Source organism: Nitrogeniibacter mangrovi, from assembly GCF_010983895.1.
Lineage (GTDB): Bacteria > Pseudomonadota > Gammaproteobacteria > Burkholderiales > Rhodocyclaceae > Nitrogeniibacter > Nitrogeniibacter mangrovi.
In genome coordinates, this window is sequence record NZ_CP048836.1 from 2420760 (window position 1) to 2441317 (window position 20558).

Below are 20558 nucleotides of genomic sequence, written 5' to 3' on the forward strand. Positions count from 1 at the left end.
GTAGGGCGGGATTCATCCCGCCAAACCTTCCTCGCACACCGACGGCCGGTCGAATCGAACCCCGCGTTGATCGCAGCGTTGCAGGCCGAGCAGGACGATCGCGAATGCAAACAGCGCGAGACTCGCAGGCTCCGGCACCGCCACCGCCTGCGCGAAGGCCAGACCGAGGCGTTCGTGGGCCGCCGTGGTCGGATGGACGCCGTCCCAGAACAGGTACTGGTCCTGCACCGCCGGGTCGAGCACGCAGGCGAGGCTGTCGAGGCAGGCGTCGGTCACGTTGGTGAGGCCGAAATCGGCCGGGGTGTCGATGGCGGCGCGCATGAAGTTGAAGGTGTCGAAGGCGACGATGGAGGCGTCGGGCAAGGCGAGCTGCAGTTGCATCAGGCTGGCGCTCAGCAAGGTGTTGAAGCTTTGCGAGATGAAGCTCATCTGGCCCTGCAGCGGGGTGCCGAGGAATTCGGCCGTCAGGCCCAGGTCGGGCAGGTTGGGGAGGAAGAAGTTGCGCGCGCCGAGGGCGTACAGATCGCCGACGACACCGATGAGGTTGGCGACCGATTCGGGCGGTGTGAGGCCGGCTTCGAAGTAATCGTTGGCGCCACCCCAGATGCCGTAGAGCGCGTTCGCATCGGCCGAACCGGCGCCGAGCGAGGCGGCGAACATGCCGACCTGGTTGGGCAGGCCGGTGCCGTCGAGGCCCAGATCCCAGCGGTAGTTGTCGTGGCCGAGCGCGTCCGGACCGGTCTTGGCGCCGCCGTAGGCGTAGTCGCTCAGGCTCAGGCCCAGGGCATTGGCCATGGTTTCGGCCGCCACGGGGCCGTTGCTGAAGCGCCCGTTCCAGTAGGGTGCGGGCGGAAACTGGCCGCCGCTGAGCGCATAGATGTTGCCGTTGTCGGACAGGCTGTCGCCAAAGAACACGAGTTGCGAGTAATGGCTGAGCAGCGCAGCGGCGCTGGCGACGTGGGTGAAGACGGCCAGGCAGATGCCGGCCAGCACATGACGCGTCGAGACCATGGGGACTCTCCTCCGGAGTTTGTTGTCGATTCGCCACGTCCCCCTGCGTCGCGGCTGTTTCTCAACTTAGCCACTCGTTCAGCAAAAATCAAACGGCCGTTCGCCCGCGTTTGTTGCGTCTTTCGATTCCCTATAATGAGCCGTTCAACCCCGATCCTCGAGAGTCAACATGCGCTTCGAAGGCAGCGACACCTATGTCGCCACGGACGATCTGAAGCTGGCGGTCAACGCCGCCATCACCCTGCAACGGCCGTTGCTGATCAAGGGCGAGCCGGGCACCGGCAAGACGATGCTGGCCGAGGAAGTGGCCGGCGCCCTAGGCGTGCCCCTGCTCCAGTGGCATATCAAGTCCACCACCAAGGCGCAGCAGGGCCTGTATGAGTACGACGCGGTGTCGCGCCTGCGCGATTCGCAACTGGGCGACGACCGGGTCAGGGACATCGCCAACTACATCGTCAAGGGCGTGCTCTGGCAGGCCTTCGAGCACGACCAGCCGTGCGTGGTGCTGATCGACGAGATCGACAAGGCCGACATCGAGTTCCCCAACGATCTGCTGCGCGAGCTCGATCGCATGGAATTTCACGTGTACGAGACGCGGGAAACGATCCGCGCCCGCAGCCGCCCCATCGTGTTCATCACCTCGAACAACGAGAAGGAGTTGCCCGACGCTTTCCTGCGCCGCTGCTTCTTCCACTACATCCAGTTCCCCGACCGGGAGACCATGCAGGCGATCGTCGACGTGCATTTCCCCGGCCTCAAGCCGGCGCTGCTCAAGGAGGCGCTCGAGGTGTTCTTCGGGCTGCGCGAGATCTCGGGGCTAAAGAAGAAGCCGTCCACGTCGGAGCTGATCGACTGGCTCAAGCTGCTCGTGGCCGAGGACATTCCCGCCGAAGCACTTCATGCCCGAGATGATGCCGACGCGCTGCCGCCGCTGCATGGCGCGCTGCTCAAGAACGAACAGGACGTGCATCTGTTCGAGCGCCTGGTGTTCATGAACCGGCGCAATCGCTGAGGCGTCCGGCGGATGGCGGGTTGAAACCCGCCCGACAACGGCGAGCCCCGCAGGGCCGGTGTCAACCGGCCGGGATGCCTGCATCGACCGACGACGGAACCGGTAAAAATACCACCCGGGTGACGACGACACGAGGCAGAAGCTATCCTTCCCGTACACGGTCACTGGAACCGCCAAGGCATGGACGGAATCTTCATCAGCTACCGCCGCGACGACTCGGCCGGTTACGCCGGCCGGCTCTACGATCGCCTGGTGCAGCACTTCGGTGCCGAGCGGGTGTTCATGGACGTGGAGGGGATCGAGCCGGGCACCGACTTCGTCCTCGCCATCGAAAAGGCGGTCGCCTCCTGCCGGGTGCTGATCGTCCTCATCGGCGACGAGTGGCTGAACGTGGCGGACACCTCCGGCCGGCGGCGGCTGGACGACCCGCACGATTTCATCCGCCTGGAAACCAGCACCGCGCTGGCGCGGGACATCCGCGTGGTGCCGGTGCTGCTCGACGGCACCCCCATGCCGCCGATGGATGCCCTGCCCGAAGACCTGCAACCCCTGGTCCGACGACAGGCTGTGGAACTCACCCACAAGCAGTGGGAGGCCACCTCGGGCGAGCTGATCCGCACCCTGGAGAAGATTCTTCAGACACCGGCGGACATGGCCGAGACCGCCCCCGCGAACGAAGCGCCGGTCGCAGCACCGCCTTCGCCACCACGGCGCCGTTGGCTGCCCGCATGGGCCGCGCTGGGCGCGCTGGTGCTGGGGGTGGGCGCATGGACGCTCACGTCGGTGCGTCTGGAAACCCCCGAGACCCGGGTGACGGTGTCGCGAACGCCGGCGCCACCCGCCGCGTCAGCGCCCGCCGACGCATCGCCGTCGCCGCCCGAATCGTCGCCGGTCGAACCGACGCCGGCCCCCGCCCGGCTCGCCGCCACCGACACCCGACTCGCCTTCGGCCCCCTCGCCACGGGCAGCGCGCAGGTGCGCGAGTGGTCGCTGCGCAACGACGGCGGACAGGACGCGCCGGTCACCCTCGAACTGGGCGGCAAGGATGCCGCCAGTTTCCGCATTCCGGTCCAGACCTGCACCGCGGGCATCGCCGCGGGCGCGCGTTGCAGCGTCTCGATCCAGTATCGTCCCGCGAACCCGGGCACACACGAAGCCACCCTCAGCGCCGTCAGTGGCGCGAACCGCATCGTCCTGGCGCTGTCCGGCAGCGCCGAGGCGCCGCCCCCCAGGCCCCCGCCCGAGCCCGCCACCCCGGCCGCGCCGCGCCCGCCCAAACCCGAGATCCTGGCGCTGGAAGCGACCCCCGAGGCCGGCGGCGCCCGGCTCTGCTACCGGGTCAAGGATGCGGACACGGTCGTCCTCGAACCGCAAGGCGGACGCATGGCCAACGCCTCGCGCGACTGCACCCGTGTGACGCTCGACGCCCCGGCCACGATCACGCTGATCGCCTCCAACGGCATCGGCACGGTCAGCCGGCGGCTGCGTGTCGAACCGGGCGCCAGCACCCCGGCGACACCCACGACCACCGCCAGTTCCCTGCTTCCCGCGCCGGGCGACACCTGGGTGTATCGCATGCGTGGCAAATGGGCCAACAGCCCCAAGCGCACGCTCTCGATCACCGTCGACAAGGTGGACGGCGGGCTCGTGACCGAAACCATGACCCTGCTCGAACCGCGCCAGCGCCCCGGCGGCACGCACCGCTCGAGCAACGCGGCGCCCGCCTTCGTCGACTGGACCTGGATGGGCTGGGAGTTCACCCCCTGGTTCATCACCTCGGAGGCGATTCGCGAAGGCCGGTGGTCGGGCTTCAAGGTGCCGGACATGGACAACCAGTGGTTCGACTGGCGCGCCGAGGCCAAGGTGAGCGGGCGCGAGGACGTGAGCGTACCGGCCGGGCGCTTCTCCGCCATCACGGTGCAGGTGCTGGCGCAGCGCCGCCAGACCGGCAGCCAGATCCAGGCCGACGTGGAACCGACCCAGGCGAAATTCACCCTGTGGTACGCCCCCCAGGCCAAGCGCTATGTGAAGATGGAACGCATCATCCAGTCGGCCAGCGGCATCGAGATCGAGCGCGACCGGATCGAACTGGTCCGTTACACGACCCACTGAGCCGGCGAATCCCGAAACCCCATGTTGATCGACTTCTTCCTTCATCTGCGCCAGCACACGCTGCCGGTCTCGACCAAGGAGTTCCTCACCCTGCTCGACGGCCTGCGCCAGCATGTGTGCGGCCATTCCATCGACGATTTCTACCATTTCTCGCGCACCTGCCTGATCAAGGACGAGGCCCACTACGACAGGTTCGACCGGGCCTTCGGCAGCTACTTCAAGGGCGTCACCGAGATCCCCGGACTCGACGCCGATCTGCCTGAGGCATGGCTGCGGGCGCTGATGAAGAAGCACCTCACACCCGAAGAGAAGGCCGCGCTCGAAAAACTCGGCTGGGACAAGCTCATGGACGAGTTCCGCAAGCGCCTCGACGAACAGCAGGGGCGCCACCAGGGCGGCAACAAGTGGGTCGGCACCGGCGGCTCCTCGCCTTTCGGAAACGCCGGCTACCACCCCGAGGGCATCCGGGTCGGGGGCGAGTCGGCGGGCAACCGCACCGCCATCAAGGTGTGGGACAAGCGCGAATACCGCAACCTGGACGACAGCGTCGAGATCGGCACCCGCAACATCAAGGTGGCGCTGCGCCGGCTGCGCCGCTTCGCCCGCGAAGGCGCGGCCGAGGAACTGGACCTGGACACCACCGTCGCCGCCACCGCCCGCAATGCCGGCTGGCTCGACCTGCACATGCGTCCGGAACGCCACAACGCGGTCAAGGCGCTCATGTTCTTCGACGTGGGCGGCTCCATGGACGACCACATCAAGGTCTGCGAAGAACTGTTCTCCGCCGCGCGCACCGAGTTCAAGCACCTGGAGTACTACTACTTCCACAACTGCGTGTATGAACACGTGTGGAAGGACGCGCACCGCCGCCACTCGGACCGCACAGCCCTGCTCGACGTGCTCCACACCTACGGGCCGGACTACAAGCTCATCTTCGTCGGCGACGCCACCATGAGTCCCTACGAAATCCTCCACCCCCACGGCGCCATCGAAACCATGAACGCCGAGCCCGGCGCCGCCTGGCTGCGCCGCCTGCTCGACGCCTATCCGGCGGCCGCCTGGCTCAATCCCGAACCGCAGCGACTGTGGGAATACCGCCAGTCCATCCGGATCGTGCAGGACATCATGGGCGCCGAGCGCATGTACCCGCTTACTCTCAGCGGGCTGACGGCGGCCATTTCGGCGTTATCGAAGAAGCGGTAGATACTGTTATCCGCGTCAAGTCTCGTGAAGCGTCGGGTCGAACGGCTTGCCCGACTTGAGCACACCATAGGCCACCTGAAGCAGTTTTCGCATCATCGCCCCGATGATCAGCTTCGGATGCTTCCCGCGCCGCACGAGGCGTTGGCGGAATCGGCCACCCCATGTCGTTTTGTACGCGGTCACAACCGCTGGCATGTATAAGGCCTTGCGGATGAACGCATGGCCGACCTTGGACAGATGCGAACGTCCTCTGACGCTCGAACCGGATTCGTGCTGGCGCGGATCGAGCCCGGCAAATGCAACGGCCTGGCGCGCATTGCCAAAGCGCGCCGGATCGGCATAGAAAGCAAGCAAGACCGCGACCGTGCGCTCGCCCACACCGGGAATGGATTCGAGCAACTGTCGTTTGTCATGCATGTCCGGATCATTGTCGATGTGATCGTTGATCTGGCGCACCAACTGGGTAATCTGTTCATCAAGCCAGGCCAGATGCGCTTCGATGCCCTCGCGCACGGCATCGCGGGCGACCAGCAAACGGTTGCTCTCCTGCCGATGCATGTTCTGCAACGCCTCCAGGCGCAGCACCATGGCGCGAAGCGCCTGCTCTTGGGCACTCGGTGCTTGCCAGGGTGGCGGGCAACGCTCGGCGCAGAACTGGGCGATCAACGAAGCATCGACCTTGTCGGTCTTGGTGCGCACCAATCTCGATGCACCGAACGCCTTGATCTGGGCTGGATTGATGACGCTGACAGTCGTGTGCTCGCGACCAGACAAGTACTCTGCCGAAGCTTCCCAGTAGATGCCGGTCGCTTCCATGCATACGTGCACTTGGCCAACGCCGCGCTGGGCGAGCCACTCGTCCAGCCGCTTGAAGCCCTCTGGCGCGTTGCTCACCACCTTGTGGCGCAGCTTGCCATCGGGCAGCTGTAATGCGCAGTCGAGCTTGTCCTTGGAAACATCGATACCCAACACAAAAGAACTCATCCCGATTCCTCCCGTGATCTACCTTGTTCATCCGGGCTGCCGGCCATGCCGGGCCAAAGATACTGTCCGATCTATTGGTGAGGGTGAGCGGCTGGTGCATGGATCTACGCGGCGGGCTCGCGGCCCAAGGGCGGAATCGGCATCCAGCCGCTCGGCTCGGGGGATCCCCCGAGCCGATCTGAGAACTGCCAAAGCAGAAGATATGGCAATCTCAGATCTGAGGAAAACAATACAAGGGCGGAAAAGCGAAGCGCCTTCCGCCAAAAGGCGTTCACATCAGGCCGATCACGGCATCCAGACACCACAAACAACGGTGGCAACAATGGCTGCGACTCGTTCACAGACTCATGTTTCAGACATTCAGACAAGCGAGCGGCGCGGATGATTGAGATGGCGCCATACGGCGGAAAAGCTCAGCGCATTTCCGCCCTACCGACGTAAGCAATGGACATGAACCCGCCCGAACTCGACGTCGTCATCGAAATCCCCCGCGGCAGCTTTCTCAAACGCGGCTCCAGCGGGCACATCGATTTCGTCTCGCCCCTGCCCTGCCCCTTCAACTATGGCGCCGTGCCTCACTTGCTCGGACAGGAAGGCGATCTGCTCGACGCCGTGGTGCTGGGCCCGCGCCTGCCGGTGGGCACCCGCGTGACCCTGCCCGCCTGGGGCGCGGTGATCCTGATCGACCGGGGCATGACCGACGACAAGCTGATCTGCAGCGCTCATCCGGTAAGCGCGGCCGAGCGCCGGCGCATCCTGCGTTTCTTCGCCTTCTACGCCCGCTGCAAGGGGGTGCTCAACGCGTGGCGACGGCGCCCGGGGCGAAACGCCTGCGGCGGCTGGTGCGGCACCGACGAGGCGCTGGCACGGGCACGGCCATGCGGGCCGGATTGGCACGGCCCGTCGGTGACGTTCTAGGACGGAGAAGCCATCGGAACGCGGTCAGCGGTTGCACCCGGATTCCGGCCTGCGGCCTTCAGCCGGGCTACACCGATGTGAGGCAAGACATCGTGACCGGCCCAAGCCGAACACCGTCGGCCCGCTGACGCGGCACGGCACGGCACCCGGAATCGACATCCCAATCCGGACCATGCGGCCAATCACACGCCCAGCCAGCCGCCGCGCAGGCGACGCGTCTTCGCGTCGGGCCTCGCGACGAGGCTCAGCTGCGTCGCCACCTCCCCCGCCGCAAGCACGAGATCCACGCACATCAACTCGTCACGGCGGAAGAAATGCACCTGCAGCGTCGCGCCGGCCGCCTTGCGCTCGAGCATGCCGTCGAGCGTTTCGGCGGTGACCCGCAGGCCGTCGATCGCGACGAGGGTGTCCCCCGCCGAGAGGCCCGCCAGATGTGCAGCGCTGCCTTCGTGAACGGCGGCCAGTATGGCCTTGCCGGTCTTGGACTTGAGGCGCACGCCCAGCGACGGGCGCGGGCCGGCCGTCGTCGTCAGCGACACGCCCACCGGCTTGAGCAGTTTCGCCAGCGGCAGGTCGTCGGTGCCGTTTACCGCGCGCTTGAGCCAGCGGGCGATGGCGTCGCCGCCGATCTGGGCGACGATCTCGAACACGCCGGCCTCGGGCACGCCGAGGCCGGTCTCGCCATGGCGGCTCCACAGGGTGCGCATCACGTCATCGAGACTGAAGTCGCCACCGCTGGCCTCACGCAGCTTGAGGTCCAGCGCCAGCGCGATGAGCGAGCCCTTGGTGTAGTAGCTGACGATGGCGTTGGGCGCGTTTTCGTCCTGCTTGTAGAACTTGCTCCAGGCGTCGAAAGAGGAGTCGGCCACGCTCTGCTTGAGGCGGCCGCTGCCGCGTTCGACGCGGGTGATGGTCTCGCCCAGGCTCTTGAGATAGGCCTCGGGCGTCACGACACCGCTGCGCACCAGGCACAGGTCGTCGTAATAGGAGGTGAAACCCTCGAACGCCCACAACAGGCGCGTATAGCTCTCCGCAGCCAGCTCGTATGGCGTGAAGCGCGCCGGCTTGATGCGCTTGACGTTCCAGCTGTGAAAGTATTCGTGGCTGCACAGGCCGAGGAAGCGCTGGTAGGCCTCCGGCGTCCCCTCCATCCCGGCCCACGGCAGTTCGTTCCGTGAGGTGAGCAGCGCGGTGCTGGCGCGGTGTTCGAGGCCGCCATAGCCGTCGCCCACGACCAGGGTGAGGAAGACATAACGATCCATCGGGGGCGTGCCGCCGAACAGGTCGATCTGCCATTGGCAGATGCGCGCCAGGTCCGCGCACAGGCGCTCGGTGTCACAGTCATGGCGCCCGGTGAGCACGACTTCGTGGGGGATGCCGCCAGCCTTGAAACTGGCGAGGGTGAACGCGCCCATCTCGACCGGATGATCGATCAGCTCGTCGTAGTTGTCGGCGCGATAGAGCCCGAAACCGTGGCGCTTGGCCGCACCCGCCCGGCCCTTGGCCTCGCGCATGGCGGTGGCGACCCGCCAAACACCGATCGCGCCGCTGCGCGGTGGCCGGATGTCGACCAGACAGGGCTGCGCCTCGTGTCCGTCCGCGCTCAGGAACACGCTGGTGCCGTTGAAGAAGCCGTGGGTCTGGTCCAGATGCGCGGCGCGCACCGACAGATCCCACGCATAGACGGCGTAGCGCAGCACCAACGGCTCGCCGACGGGCACCCGGCCACAACGCCAGGTCTGCTTGTCGAGCTTCTCGACCGCCACCGGCTTGCCACCCGCCTCGGCGGTCAGGGTGACGATGTTGCGCGCAAAATCGCGAATCATGTAGCTGCCCGGAATCCACGCCGGCAAGCGCACGCATTGCCCGTCACGCAACGGTTCCGGAATCTCCATGGTCACCTCGAACAGGTGGCCGGCCAGGTCGACGGGTTCGATACGGTAGTTGATCGCGGTCATGGGCGTTGGTGCTCGGGGCTGAATAAGGACAAAAAAACAGGGCCGGCTTTGAAGCCGGCCCTGTCAGCGCTGAGGGGGTCAGGCGGCGGGCGCGGGTGCCGTCGGTGCGGCATCCGGCGAGTCGTCGCCCGACTTGGGCGCCGGCCCGCTGCTCGGTTTCGGTGGCCGCGGCTCGCGGCCTTCCATGATGTCGTTGATCTGCTTGGCGTCGATGGTCTCCCATTCGAGCAGCGCCTTGGTCATCATCTCGACCTTGTCGCAGTTCTTCTCGATCAGGCCACGCGCCAGCGCGTACTGCTGATCGAGGATGCGACGGATCTCGGCATCCACCTTCTGCATGGTCGATTCGGACACGTTCTTGTGCGTGGTCACGGCGCGGCCAAGGAAGATTTCGCCCTCCTCCTCGCCGTACACCATGGGGCCGAGCACATCGGACATGCCCCACTGGGTCACCATGCGGCGCGCCAGATCGGTGGCCCGCTGGAAGTCGTTGGACGCGCCGGTGGTCATCTGCTTCATGAAGATCTCTTCGGCGATGCGGCCGCCGAACAACACCGCGATGGTCTGCATCAGACGCTCACGATCCTGACTGAAGCGATCCTCCTCCGGCAACTGCATGGTGACGCCGAGTGCACGGCCGCGCGGGATGATGGTGACCTTGTGCACCGGATCGGTCTTGTCGAGCAGCTTGGCGACCACCGCATGACCCGACTCGTGGTAAGCGGTATTGCGGCGCTCTTCCTCGGGCATGACCACGGACCGGCGCTCGGCGCCCATCATGATCTTGTCCTTGGCGCGCTCGAAGTCCTCCATGTCCACCAGGCGCTTGTTGGCGCGAGCGGCGAACAGGGCGGCCTCGTTGACCAGGTTGGCCAGATCGGCACCGGCAAAGCCCGGCGTACCACGTGCCAGCACCAGCGGCTCCACGTCCGGCGCGATGGGCACCTTGCGCATGTGCACGCGCAGGATCTGCTCACGACCGCGGATATCGGGCAGCGGCACCACCACCTGGCGGTCGAAACGGCCCGGGCGCAGCAGCGCCGGGTCGAGCACGTCGGGACGGTTGGTGGCCGCGATCACGATGATACCGGTCTGGCCCTCGAAACCATCCATCTCCACCAGCAGCTGGTTGAGCGTCTGCTCACGTTCGTCGTTACCGCCGCCGAGACCGGCGCCGCGCTGACGACCGACCGCGTCGATCTCGTCGATGAAGATGATGCACGGCGCCTGCTTCTTGGCCTGCTCGAACATGTCGCGCACGCGCGCGGCGCCGACACCGACGAACATTTCCACGAAATCGGAACCGGAGATGCTGAAGAACGGCACCTTGGCCTCGCCGGCGATGGCCTTGGCGAGCAGCGTCTTACCGGTACCCGGCGAGCCGACCATGAGCACGCCCTTGGGGATGCGGCCACCGAGCTTCTGGAACTTGGACGGGTCACGCAGGAAGTCCACCAGTTCGGAGACCTCCTCCTTGGCCTCGTCGCAGCCGGCGACGTCGGCGAAGGTGACGGTATTGGCCGAATCGTCGAGCATGCGTGCCCGCGACTTGCCGAAGGAGAACGCGCCCCCGCGCCCGCCGCCCTGCATCTGGCGCATGAAGAAGATCCACACACCGATGAGCAGCAGCATCGGGAACCAGGACACGAAGATGTTCATGAGGAAGGACTGTTCCTCGTCCGGTTTGGCCGCACGCACCTTGACGCCGTAGCGCATCAGGTCGGATTCCATCCAGATGTCGCGTCCGGTGCTGTAGACCACGAGCGGACGGCCATCCTGCGTCTTGGCGCGGATGGTCTGCCCATCGATCTGGACCTCGGCGATGCGACCGGCCTTGGCTTCCTGCATGAAGTCCGAGTAGGCCATGGTCTGCTGCGCCATCTGGCGATTGTTGAACTGGTTGAAAACGGTCATCAGGACGACGCCGATCACCATCCAGATCGCAAGGTTCTTGAAGAGATTATTCAACGCAACTTCCTCGTCCGCCCCTTGGGGAATCTAGTAAAGCTCTTGTAGCTGACTCATTCTATTAGCGATCGTTCCCGCAGGTAAAGCAATCGCCGGCATAGCCAGCCCCTATCCGTCGGCCTTCCTGCCCAGGCCCAGAAAATACACTTCGGCACTGCGATCACGGGACGCGGCGGGCTTTCGCACCACGACCTTCTCGAACACGTCCTGCATGCTGCGCCGATAGGCATCGATCCCCGCGCCCTGGAACACCTTGACGAGGAAATTGCCGCCGGGTTTCAGATGGCTGGCGGCAAAGTCCAGCGCCAGCTCACACAAATAAATGGCGCGCGCCTGATCGGCGGTGGCAATACCTGACATGTTGGGGGCGATATCCGAAATCACAAGGTCCACCGGCTGACCGGCGAGCGCGGCTTCAAGCTGATGCAACACCGCGTCGCTCTGGAAGTCGCCCTGGATGAAATGCACATTGTGCAGCGGGTCGATCTCGAGCAGATCGAGGGCGATCACCCGGCCGCTGTCCCCCACCTGCCGAGCCGCGATCTGACTCCAGGAGCCGGGGGCGGCGCCGAGGTCCACCACCGTCATGCCGGAACGCAAGAGGTGGTCCTTCTGGTCGATCTCGAGCAGTTTGAAGGCGGCGCGGGCCCGGTAACCCGCCGCTTTCGCCTTGTGAACATAGGGATCGTTCACGTGCTCGCGCATCCATGCCTTGCTGGTCTTGCTTCGCTTCATGGGAGTAGAATCACGCCCTTCCTTGAAAGGATTGAATGGAATGACCGAACTGACCAGCGTCCAGCGCCGCGCCCTGCGCGCCCAGGCGCATCACCTGAACCCGGTGGTGAGCGTCGCGGGCAATGGCCTCTCGCCCGCCGTCGTCGCCGAAATCGACGCCAACCTCAAGGCGCATGAACTCATCAAGGTCCGCGTCTATGGTGAGGATCGCCATCAGCGCGACGCCCTCATGGGCGAGATCTGCGAACAGACCGGTGCCGCCTCGGTCCAGCACATCGGCAATATCCTGGTCCTCTATCGCGAGGCACCGCCGACCGCCCCCAAGCCCGCCAAGCCCGCGCCGCGACGCACCTCCACCGGCAAACCGATGACGGCCAAACGCGCCAACCGCTGAGCGCTCAGCGCGCCGGCGTCGTGCGCCAGAGCGCGACCACACCCAGCAGGCTGCACACCAGGAACAGACTGCTGGAAATGCCGTGCCACATGCCGAAATCGGCACGCACGGCCCCACTCATCTGCGCCCCCGGTGCCACCTGCGCCTTCAAGCCCGCCATGATCGGCTGGATGCCGAACTGCCCCACGGCGGTGATGATCAGCATCAGGCCCACGCACCACAGCGCCACCCGCGTCAGGCCGGCCGCACCGGCGCGCCATTGCAGGCCGAGGATGACCACGCCGGACACCAGACCGAACCACGCCAGCCGGGAAAACAGGATGCCGGCAATGGCACCGGCCTGCATGCGGCTGTCCAGCGACGCGAACAGTACCGGCGCCGCGAGGTATCCGATGGCCCACATGCCGCCGACCCACAGCGCCAGCAGGACACGCTGGACGCCGTTGAGCCGATGGGCGGGCATGGACGGATTCACTCGTAGCGGACGTCGACGATTTCGTATTCGCGCACGCCGCCCGGGGCCTGCACCTCGGCCACGTCGCCTGCGTACTTGCCGATCAGCGCCCGGGCGACCGGCGAGCTGACGGAGATCTTGCCCTGCTTGATGTTGGCTTCGTCCTCGCCGACGATCTGGTAGGTCACGGCATCACCGCTGTCCACGTCCTCCAGGTCGACGGTGGCGCCGAACACGCAGCGGCCGTCGGCATCGAGCAGCTTCGGGTCGATGATCTGCGCATTGGAGAGCGTGCCTTCGACCTCCTTGATACGCCCTTCGATGAAGCCCTGGCGCTCCTTGGCGGCATCGTATTCAGCGTTCTCGGACAGGTCACCGTGGCTGCGCGCCTCGGCGATGGCCTCGATCACGCTGGGCCGTTCCACGGTCTTGAGTCGATGGAGTTCCGTGCGCAGCTGCTCGGCACCTGCGACGGTCAATGGAATCTTGTTCATAAGTATCAGTTCAGTTCGGCGTGCAGCGCCTGCACGGCGTACACCTCCAGCTGGTCGAGATGCTGCAGCCCCATGCAGGCCGCGCGGGCCCCTTCCGCCGTGGTATAGGCGGTGATCTTGGCACCCAGCGCACTGGTGCGGATCGAGCGCGAGTCGGCCACGGCCTGACGACGCTCCTCCACGGTGTTGATCACCAGCGAGATTTCGTGGTTCTTGATCATGTCGACGATGTGCGGACGCCCCTCGTTCACCTTGTTGACCGGCGTCACCGGAACGCCCGCCGCGCTGATCGCCGAGGCAGTCCCGCGCGTGGCCACCAGACTGAAGCCCAGGTCGTGCAGCTGACGGGCCACATCGACGGCGGCGGGGCGATCGGTGTGCTTGACGCTGATGAAGGCGGTCCCGCCCTTGGGCAGACGCACGCCCGCCGCGATCTGCGACTTCACGAAGGCTTCCGCGAAGGTGCGGCCCACACCCATCACCTCCCCGGTGGACTTCATCTCGGGGCCGAGGATGGTATCGACGCCCGGGAACTTGTTGAACGGGAACACCGCTTCCTTGACCGCGTAGTACGGCGGCACGACTTCCCCGGTGACGTTCTGGTCGGCGAGCGAGCGGCCCGCCATGCAGCGCGCCGCGATCTTGGCCAGCGGCAGCGAGCAGGCCTTGGAGACGAAGGGCACCGTCCGAGAAGCGCGCGGGTTCACTTCCAGCACATAGACGACGGCGTCGTCACCCTCGCCCTGGATGGCGAACTGCACGTTCATGAGACCGCACACGTCGAGCGCCTTGGCCATGGCCTCGGTCTGGCGGCGCAGCTCGTCCTGCAGCGCGGCCGACAGGGTGTACGGCGGCAGCGAGCAGGCCGAATCGCCGGAATGCACGCCGGCCTGTTCGATGTGCTCCATGATGCCGCCGATGATCACCTGCTTGCCGTCGGACAGCGCGTCGACGTCCACCTCGGTGGCGTCGTTCAGGAAGCGGTCGAGCAGCACCGGCGACTCGTTGGAGACTTTGACCGCCTCGCGCATGTAGCGCTCCAGGTCCTTCTGCTCATGGACGATCTCCATGGCACGGCCCCCGAGCACGTAGGACGGACGCACCACCAGCGGATAGCCGATCTCGGCCGCCAGGCGCACCGCCTCGTCGGGTGTGCGCGCGGTGCGGTTGGGCGGCTGCTTCAGACCCAGGTCCTGGAGCAGTTTCTGGAAGCGCTCGCGGTCTTCGGCGGCGTCGATCATGTCCGGCGAGGTGCCGATGATCGGCACGCCATTGGCCTCGAGCGCGCGGGCGCGCTTGAGCGGTGTCTGGCCGCCGAACTGCACGATCACGCCCTCGGGCTGCTCGATGTGCACGATCTCGAGCACGTCCTCGAGCGTGATCGGCTCGAAGTAGAGCCGGTCGGAGGTGTCGTAGTCGGTCGAGACCGTCTCGGGGTTGCAGTTGACCATGATGGTCTCGTAGCCGTCCTCGCGCAGGGCGAGCGCGGCATGCACGCAGCAGTAGTCGAACTCGATGCCCTGGCCGATACGGTTCGGCCCGCCGCCGAGCACCATGATCTTGCGCTTGCCGGTCGGACGCGCCTCGCATTCCTCCTCGTAGGTGGAATACATGTAGGCGGTCGAGGTGGCGAACTCCGCCGCGCAGGTATCGACCCGCTTGTACACCGGCCGCACCCCGAGGGACTGGCGGTGCAGGCGCACCGCGGTCTCGTCGGCACCGAGCAGCTTGGCCAGCCGGCGGTCGGAGAAGCCCTTGCGCTTGAGCGCGCGCACCTGCTCGGCGGTGAGCGCCTTGAGCGAGCGCCCGGCGAGGGATTTTTCGGTGGCGACGATGTCTTCGATCTGGGCGAGGAACCACGGATCGATCTTGGTCAGGTTGAACACCTGCTCCTGCGTCATGCCCTCGCGGAAGGCCTGGCCGACGTACCAGATGCGCTGCGCGCCCGGATCGGACAGCTCGCGCTCGAGTTCGTCCGCGTCGGCATCGATCTCGTCGAGACCGTAGGCGCCAACCTCGAGACCGCGCAGTGCCTTCTGGAACGATTCCTGGAAGCTGCGCCCGATGGCCATGACCTCGCCCACCGATTTCATCTGCGTGGTGAGGCGGTCGTTCGCGAGGGGGAACTTCTCGAACGCGAAACGCGGGATCTTGGTGACCACGTAGTCGATCGAGGGCTCGAAGGACGCCGGGGTGGCACCGCCGGTGATGTCGTTCTTGAGTTCGTCGAGGGTGTAGCCCACCGCCAGCTTGGCGGCCACCTTGGCGATCGGGAAGCCGGTGGCCTTGGAGGCCAGCGCCGAGGAGCGCGACACCCGCGGGTTCATCTCGATGACGATCATGCGGCCGTCTTCGGGGTTGATCGAGAACTGGACGTTCGAGCCGCCGGTGTCGACGCCGATCTCGCGCAACACCGCGATCGAGGCGTTACGCATGATCTGGTATTCCTTGTCGGTCAGCGTCTGCGACGGCGCCACCGTGATGGAGTCGCCCGTGTGGACGCCCATCGGATCCAGGTTTTCGATGGAACACACGATGATGCAGTTGTCGGCGCGGTCGCGCACGACTTCCATCTCGTATTCCTTCCAGCCGATCAGCGACTCCTCGATGAGCAGTTCGTTGGTCGGGCTGGCCTCGAGACCGTTCTTGCAGATCTCGGAGAACTCTTCCATGTTGTAGGCGATGCCGCCCCCGGTACCGCCGAGCGTGAAGGACGGGCGGATGATGACCGGGAAGCCGATGCCGGCCTGCACCTGCAGCGCCTCTTCCATGGAATGGGCGATACCGGAACGTGCGGAACCCAGGCCGATCTTGGTCATGGCCTGCTTGAACTTTTCGCGATCCTCGGCCTTGTCGATGGCCTCGCGCGAGGCCCCGATCAGTTCGACGCCGTACTTTTCCAGCACGCCGTGCTTGGCCAGATCCAGCGCGCAGTTGAGCGCGGTCTGCCCGCCCATGGTGGGCAGGATGACATCCGGGCGCTCCTTGTCGATGATGCGCTCGACCGCCTGCCAGGTCACCGGCTCGATGTAGGTCACATCGGCCGTACCGGGATCGGTCATGATCGTGGCCGGATTCGAGTTGACCAGAATGACCTTGTAGCCTTCCTCACGCAGCGCCTTGCAGGCCTGAGCGCCGGAATAGTCGAACTCGCAGGCCTGGCCGATGATGATGGGGCCGGCACCGATGATCAGAATGCTTTCAATGTCTGTGCGCTTGGGCATTTCTTGTCTCTAAAAACGGTGTTGGGGTGATGTGGTCGCGGCTATCGGCCGGGCGCCATCGGGCGCCCGCACACATCACGCCCGCTCTTCCATCAACTTGATGAATCGATCGAACAGATAGGCCACGTCATGCGGGCCGGGGCTGGCTTCCGGATGTCCCTGGAAGCTGAACGCGGGCACATCGGTGCGCGCAATACCCTGCTGGCTGCCGTCGAACAGGGACACGTGCGTGGTGCGCAGGTTGTCCGGCATGGTGTCGACATCGACCGCGAAGCCGTGGTTCTGACTGGTGATGAGCACCTGACCGCTGTCCAGATCCTTGACCGGATGATTGGCGCCATGATGGCCGAACTTCATCTTCATGGTCCGGGCACCGGAGGCCAGCGCGAGCAGCTGGTGGCCGAGGCAGATGCCGAAGGTCGGCGTGCCGGTGGCAAGAATCTCCCGGATCGCGCTGATCGCGTAATCGCAGGGTTCGGGGTCCCCCGGACCGTTGGAAAGGAACACGCCGTCCGGATTCATGCCGAGCACCTCGGCAGCGGACGTCTGCGCCGGCACCACGGTGAGCTTGCAGCCACGACTCGCGAGCATGCGCAGGATGTTGCGCTTGACGCCGTAGTCGTAGGCGACCACATGATATTTCGGTGCTTCCTGAGCGCCGTAGCCGGATTCGAGCGACCACTCGGTCTCGGACCACGCGTAGGATTCCGGCGCGGTCACTTCCTTCGCCAGATCCATGCCGGCCAGCCCCGGAAATCCCTTGGCCGCCGCCAGCGCGGCGTCCACGTCGAGCACGCCGTCGGCCCCTGCGGTGACGACACAGCCCGCCTGAGCCCCCTTCTCGCGCAGCACCCGGGTGAGTTTGCGGGTGTCGATGTCGGCGATGGCGACGATGTTCTCGTCGCGCAGATAGGCGTCGAGCGTGCGCGTCGAACGCCAGTTGGAGGTCAGCAGCGGCAGATCACGGATCACCAGGCCTGCCGCGTGCACCCGTCCTGCCTCCACGTCTTCGTCGTTGACGCCGGTGTTGCCGATGTGCGGATAGGTCAGGGTCACGATCTGGCGTGAATAGCTCGGATCGGTGAGGATCTCCTGATAGCCGGACATGGCGGTGTTGAACACCACCTCGCCTACCGTCTGGCCAACGGCGCCAATGCCTTTACCGCGAAATACCGTCCCGTCGGCGAGAACGAGAATGGCGGCCGGGAATTGAGTCACGACGAAACTCCTGATTGAGGGTCCAGCGTTGATCGAGGCCACCTGCGGACCGGCATGCAGAGCCCCGCAGCCCACACGTGAAAAACGGGACCGGCCGCTTCGGCCCATCCCGCTCGACAATCAACAAGATAATCCCGTCAGTTTATCGAATCGGGGCCATTCAGGCAACGCACTGCAACATGACGCGCGTTCGATCACACCGACGCGACGCGACGCTTGCGCAAGGCCGTTGCCAACTGGTTCAGGGCGTCGAGAAGGCCCTGGAGCGCCGTCCGCGCGCCGTCCATATCGCCAGCGCGCGCCGCACGCTCGACGCGCTGCGCCGCTTCCAGCGCGGGGAATGCGTTGAACACCCCGGCGGACCCCTTGATCGTGTGCGCCGTCGACGCCAGACGCTCGGCATCGCCCGCAGTCGCCGCCGATTTGAGCACCTGAAGATGGGTGGTCAGGTCAGAGAAGAATAAATCGACGAGCTGCTGCAGGGCATCCCGGTCGCCATCGAGCAGTTCCAGCGTCTGCTCCAGATCCATGACGACCAGATCGGCCGCCCCTCCCATCTCCTCGAGCAGGCTCGATTCGGGTTCGGACTGATCCATGTGATTCAGGCTGGTGACACGCCCGATGGCGGCAAACAGTTCTCGCGGTTTGATCGGCTTGGAAACGTATTCATCCATACCCGCCTCGAGGCAACGCTGACGATCCCCGGCCATGGCATGCGCGGTCATCGCAATGATCGGCACCGCGCGCCAGTTGCCGGCCATCGCCCAGCTCTTGCGCGCCTCGCGGGCGCGGATCGCCTGAGTGGCCTCGATGCCCCCCATCACCGGCATCTGCACGTCCATCAGCACCACGTCGAAGTTCGAATGCCCGACCTGCTCGAGCGCCTCCTGTCCGTTGGCGGCCAGCGTGACCCGATGGCCGGCCTTCTCGAGCATCTTCGTCGCCACCGTCTGGTTCACCGGGTTGTCCTCGACCAGAAGGATGTCGAGCGAATCGTCCTGCGCCTGCCCCAGCTGGGTGAGCGTCATCTCCGGATCGAAAGCGAACAGCGCGTCCTCGTCTTCGTCTTCTGTCGCGCCCGTCAGCGCGCAGAGCAGGACCTCAACCACATCCTCGCCCGAAAACGGTTTCACCAGCCGGGAGTTCAACCCGAGCTGCTTGCAGCGCTGGGTATCCGCCCGTTGCGTGCGCGAGGTCATCATCAGGACGATGCGATCGAGACAGTCGGTCTCGCTGCGAAACCGCTCGGCCAGGGCAAAGCCGCCCGGCGCGACCATGTTCGACGCCACCAGGAGGAAATCGAAAGGCGAGAATGCCTCGGCTGCCCGTTCCAGCGCCTCCGCCATGGCCTCACCCGTCGTGGCCACCCGGGCGTGCAGCCCGAAGCCGGTCAGCAGGCGTTGCAGAACGCCGGCCACCAGCGCATTGGGCTCCACCACGAGGGCGCGACGCCCCGCCAGCCGCGGGTGTTCGACGTGCCGTGCCGGCACCACGATACTCAGCTGCGCGGTGAAGCTGAAGGTGCTGCCGCGCCCCTCTTCGCTGGCGACGTTCATGCGCCCGTTCATGAGCGATACCAGGCGCTGGCAGATCGCCAGCCCGAGCCCGGTTCCACCGAACTTGCGCGTGGTGGACGAATCGGCCTGGGAAAACGCCTCGAACACCGCAGCCTGCTTGTCCGCGGCAATGCCGATGCCCGAATCGGCCACCGAAAACCGCAGCTCGACCTCGGACGCCCCGGGCGTGGCGACCTCGACCGACACCAGCACCTGGCCGGCCTGGGTGAACTTGATCGCGTTGCCGACCAGATTGAGCAACACCTGGCGAATCCGCCCGGGATCGCCACTGACGACGGTCGGCACGTCCGCCGCCACCTCATACACCAGCTCCAGATCCTTCTCGTGGGCGCGCAAAGCCAGCGTCTTGACGGTTTCCGAGATCAGGGAGCGAGGCGAGAAATCGATGCGCTCGAGCTGCAGCTTGCCTGCCTCGATCTTGGAGAAATCGAGGATGTCGTTGAGGATGGTCATGAGCGCCTCGCCGGACGCCTTGACGCTGTTGAGATAGCCACGCTGTTCGGTGTCCAGCGGCGTATCGAGCGCCAGCTCGGTCATGCCGATGATGCCGTTCATGGGCGTGCGGATCTCGTGGCTCATGTTGGCGAGAAAATCGCTCTTGGCCCGGCTCGCCGCCTCGGCCGCATCGCGCGCCTCACGCAGGCGCTCCTCGACCAGACGTTCCTGGGTCACGTCCAGGTAGGTGCCGAGCATGCGGCTCCAGCGCCCATCCGGCGTTCGATCGTAGGCTTTGCCGCGGGCCTGGAACCAGCGCCAGCTGCCGTCTTTGGCGCGCGCCCGGAAAATCAGTTCAAAGGTCTCGGACTGCCCCTTCAGATGGGCCCGAAGGATGTCTTCATACCCCTCGATCTGAGCCATGTCGACGGTGGTTCGCCAGCTAGCGAAATCGTCACCCAGTTCGGAATCGCCGTAGCCCTGACACGCCTTCCAGGTTGAGTCGACCTGGATCTGGCCGGACACCAGATCCCACTCCCAGAGTCCGACGCCGGAATTGCGCATCGACAGCTGCAAACGATGTTCGGCGCGCGAGCGCGCGTCGTTGGCATGTGCCAGCGCGTCTTCATAGCTTCGGATCAGGGTGAGCAAGGCGGCGGCCGGGGCGTCGCCAAGCCCGAGCCGAGCCAGCGCCGTTTCGGCCGTCTCGCCACGCGGCTGGCCCAGCGCCGTGGCTGCCAGCGCGGACAATGGCGTCTGACTCACGCGCGGAAGCCCTTCCACGAGAACCGTTCCTCGCGGACGCTCGCTGCAGTCATGTCGATAGACCTCCCGGTTGGAACCTCTCCCGACGCATGTTGC

The 20558-nt window shown here is 65.7% G+C and carries 15 protein-coding genes; 5 read left to right on the forward strand and 10 right to left on the reverse strand.

The features are described 5' to 3' along the window. Positions 1–12: 12 nt before the first annotated feature. On the reverse strand, positions 13–1011 hold the full coding sequence (locus tag G3580_RS11150) for an SGNH/GDSL hydrolase family protein (protein WP_173765517.1): 999 nt from the start codon (positions 1009–1011) through the stop codon (positions 13–15). 169 nt (positions 1012–1180) lie between these two features. Here G3580_RS11150 and G3580_RS11155 point away from each other — a divergent pair, with 169 nt between their 5' ends. The 3 genes from G3580_RS11155 (at position 1181) to G3580_RS11165 (ending at position 5338) form a co-directional block, all read left to right on the forward strand. Continuing rightward, entirely contained in the window at positions 1181–2023 is an 843-nt protein-coding gene (locus G3580_RS11155) for an AAA family ATPase (protein ID WP_173765519.1), read from the forward strand. Positions 2024–2203: 180 nt separating this feature from the next. After that, positions 2204–4135, forward strand: coding sequence for a TIR domain-containing protein (locus tag G3580_RS11160; RefSeq protein ID WP_173765521.1), 1932 nt, complete (start codon positions 2204–2206; stop codon positions 4133–4135). Between the two features lie 21 nt (positions 4136–4156). Then, positions 4157–5338, forward strand: a complete 1182-nt coding sequence (locus tag G3580_RS11165; protein ID WP_173765523.1) for a vWA domain-containing protein — start codon at positions 4157–4159, stop codon at positions 5336–5338. Between the two features lie 15 nt (positions 5339–5353). Here the strand turns inward: G3580_RS11165 and G3580_RS11170 are convergent, their stop codons facing one another. Further along, positions 5354–6322: an IS110 family RNA-guided transposase gene (locus G3580_RS11170; protein WP_173763735.1), complete on the reverse strand. Its 969-nt coding sequence runs from the start codon at positions 6320–6322 to the stop codon at positions 5354–5356. 450 nt (positions 6323–6772) lie between these two features. Between G3580_RS11170 and G3580_RS11175 the strand changes: the two genes are divergently transcribed. Next, a complete protein-coding gene (locus tag G3580_RS11175; protein WP_228720641.1) occupies positions 6773–7240 on the forward strand; it encodes an inorganic diphosphatase in 468 nt (155 codons plus the stop codon). Between the two features lie 182 nt (positions 7241–7422). Here G3580_RS11175 and G3580_RS11180 read toward each other — a convergent pair whose 3' ends face one another. The 3 genes from G3580_RS11180 to rlmE form a co-directional block, all read right to left on the reverse strand. Continuing rightward, entirely contained in the window at positions 7423–9198 is a 1776-nt protein-coding gene (locus tag G3580_RS11180; protein ID WP_173765527.1) for a M61 family metallopeptidase, read from the reverse strand. Between the two features lie 78 nt (positions 9199–9276). Further along, positions 9277–11166 (reverse strand): ATP-dependent zinc metalloprotease FtsH, encoded by a 1890-nt coding sequence (ftsH, locus tag G3580_RS11185; RefSeq protein ID WP_173765529.1) that lies wholly within the window; start codon positions 11164–11166, stop codon positions 9277–9279. 108 nt (positions 11167–11274) lie between these two features. Further along, positions 11275–11901 carry a 23S rRNA (uridine(2552)-2'-O)-methyltransferase RlmE gene (rlmE, locus tag G3580_RS11190; protein WP_173765531.1) on the reverse strand — a complete coding sequence of 209 codons (627 nt, stop codon included), beginning with the start codon at positions 11899–11901 and terminating at the stop codon, positions 11275–11277. Between the two features lie 40 nt (positions 11902–11941). Between rlmE and yhbY the strand changes: the two genes are divergently transcribed. Next, positions 11942–12295 carry a ribosome assembly RNA-binding protein YhbY gene (gene yhbY / locus G3580_RS11195; protein WP_173765533.1) on the forward strand — a complete coding sequence of 118 codons (354 nt, stop codon included), beginning with the start codon at positions 11942–11944 and terminating at the stop codon, positions 12293–12295. A 4-nt stretch (positions 12296–12299) separates the two neighbouring features. Here yhbY and G3580_RS11200 read toward each other — a convergent pair whose 3' ends face one another. From G3580_RS11200 to G3580_RS11220, 5 genes are all read right to left on the reverse strand, one after another. Beyond that, positions 12300–12758 carry a DUF4149 domain-containing protein gene (locus tag G3580_RS11200; protein ID WP_173765535.1) on the reverse strand — a complete coding sequence of 153 codons (459 nt, stop codon included), beginning with the start codon at positions 12756–12758 and terminating at the stop codon, positions 12300–12302. A gap of 8 nt (positions 12759–12766) precedes the next feature. After that, complete coding sequence (gene greA, locus G3580_RS11205) at positions 12767–13243, reverse strand: transcription elongation factor GreA (RefSeq protein ID WP_173765538.1); 477 nt, start codon at positions 13241–13243, stop codon at positions 12767–12769. Positions 13244–13248: 5 nt separating this feature from the next. Then, complete coding sequence (carB, locus tag G3580_RS11210) at positions 13249–16467, reverse strand: carbamoyl-phosphate synthase large subunit (protein ID WP_173765540.1); 3219 nt, start codon at positions 16465–16467, stop codon at positions 13249–13251. A 75-nt stretch (positions 16468–16542) separates the two neighbouring features. After that, a complete protein-coding gene (gene carA, locus G3580_RS11215; protein ID WP_173765542.1) occupies positions 16543–17685 on the reverse strand; it encodes a glutamine-hydrolyzing carbamoyl-phosphate synthase small subunit in 1143 nt (380 codons plus the stop codon). 194 nt (positions 17686–17879) lie between these two features. Then, on the reverse strand, positions 17880–20462 hold the full coding sequence (locus G3580_RS11220; RefSeq protein ID WP_173765544.1) for a response regulator: 2583 nt from the start codon (positions 20460–20462) through the stop codon (positions 17880–17882). Positions 20463–20558 lie beyond the last annotated feature (96 nt).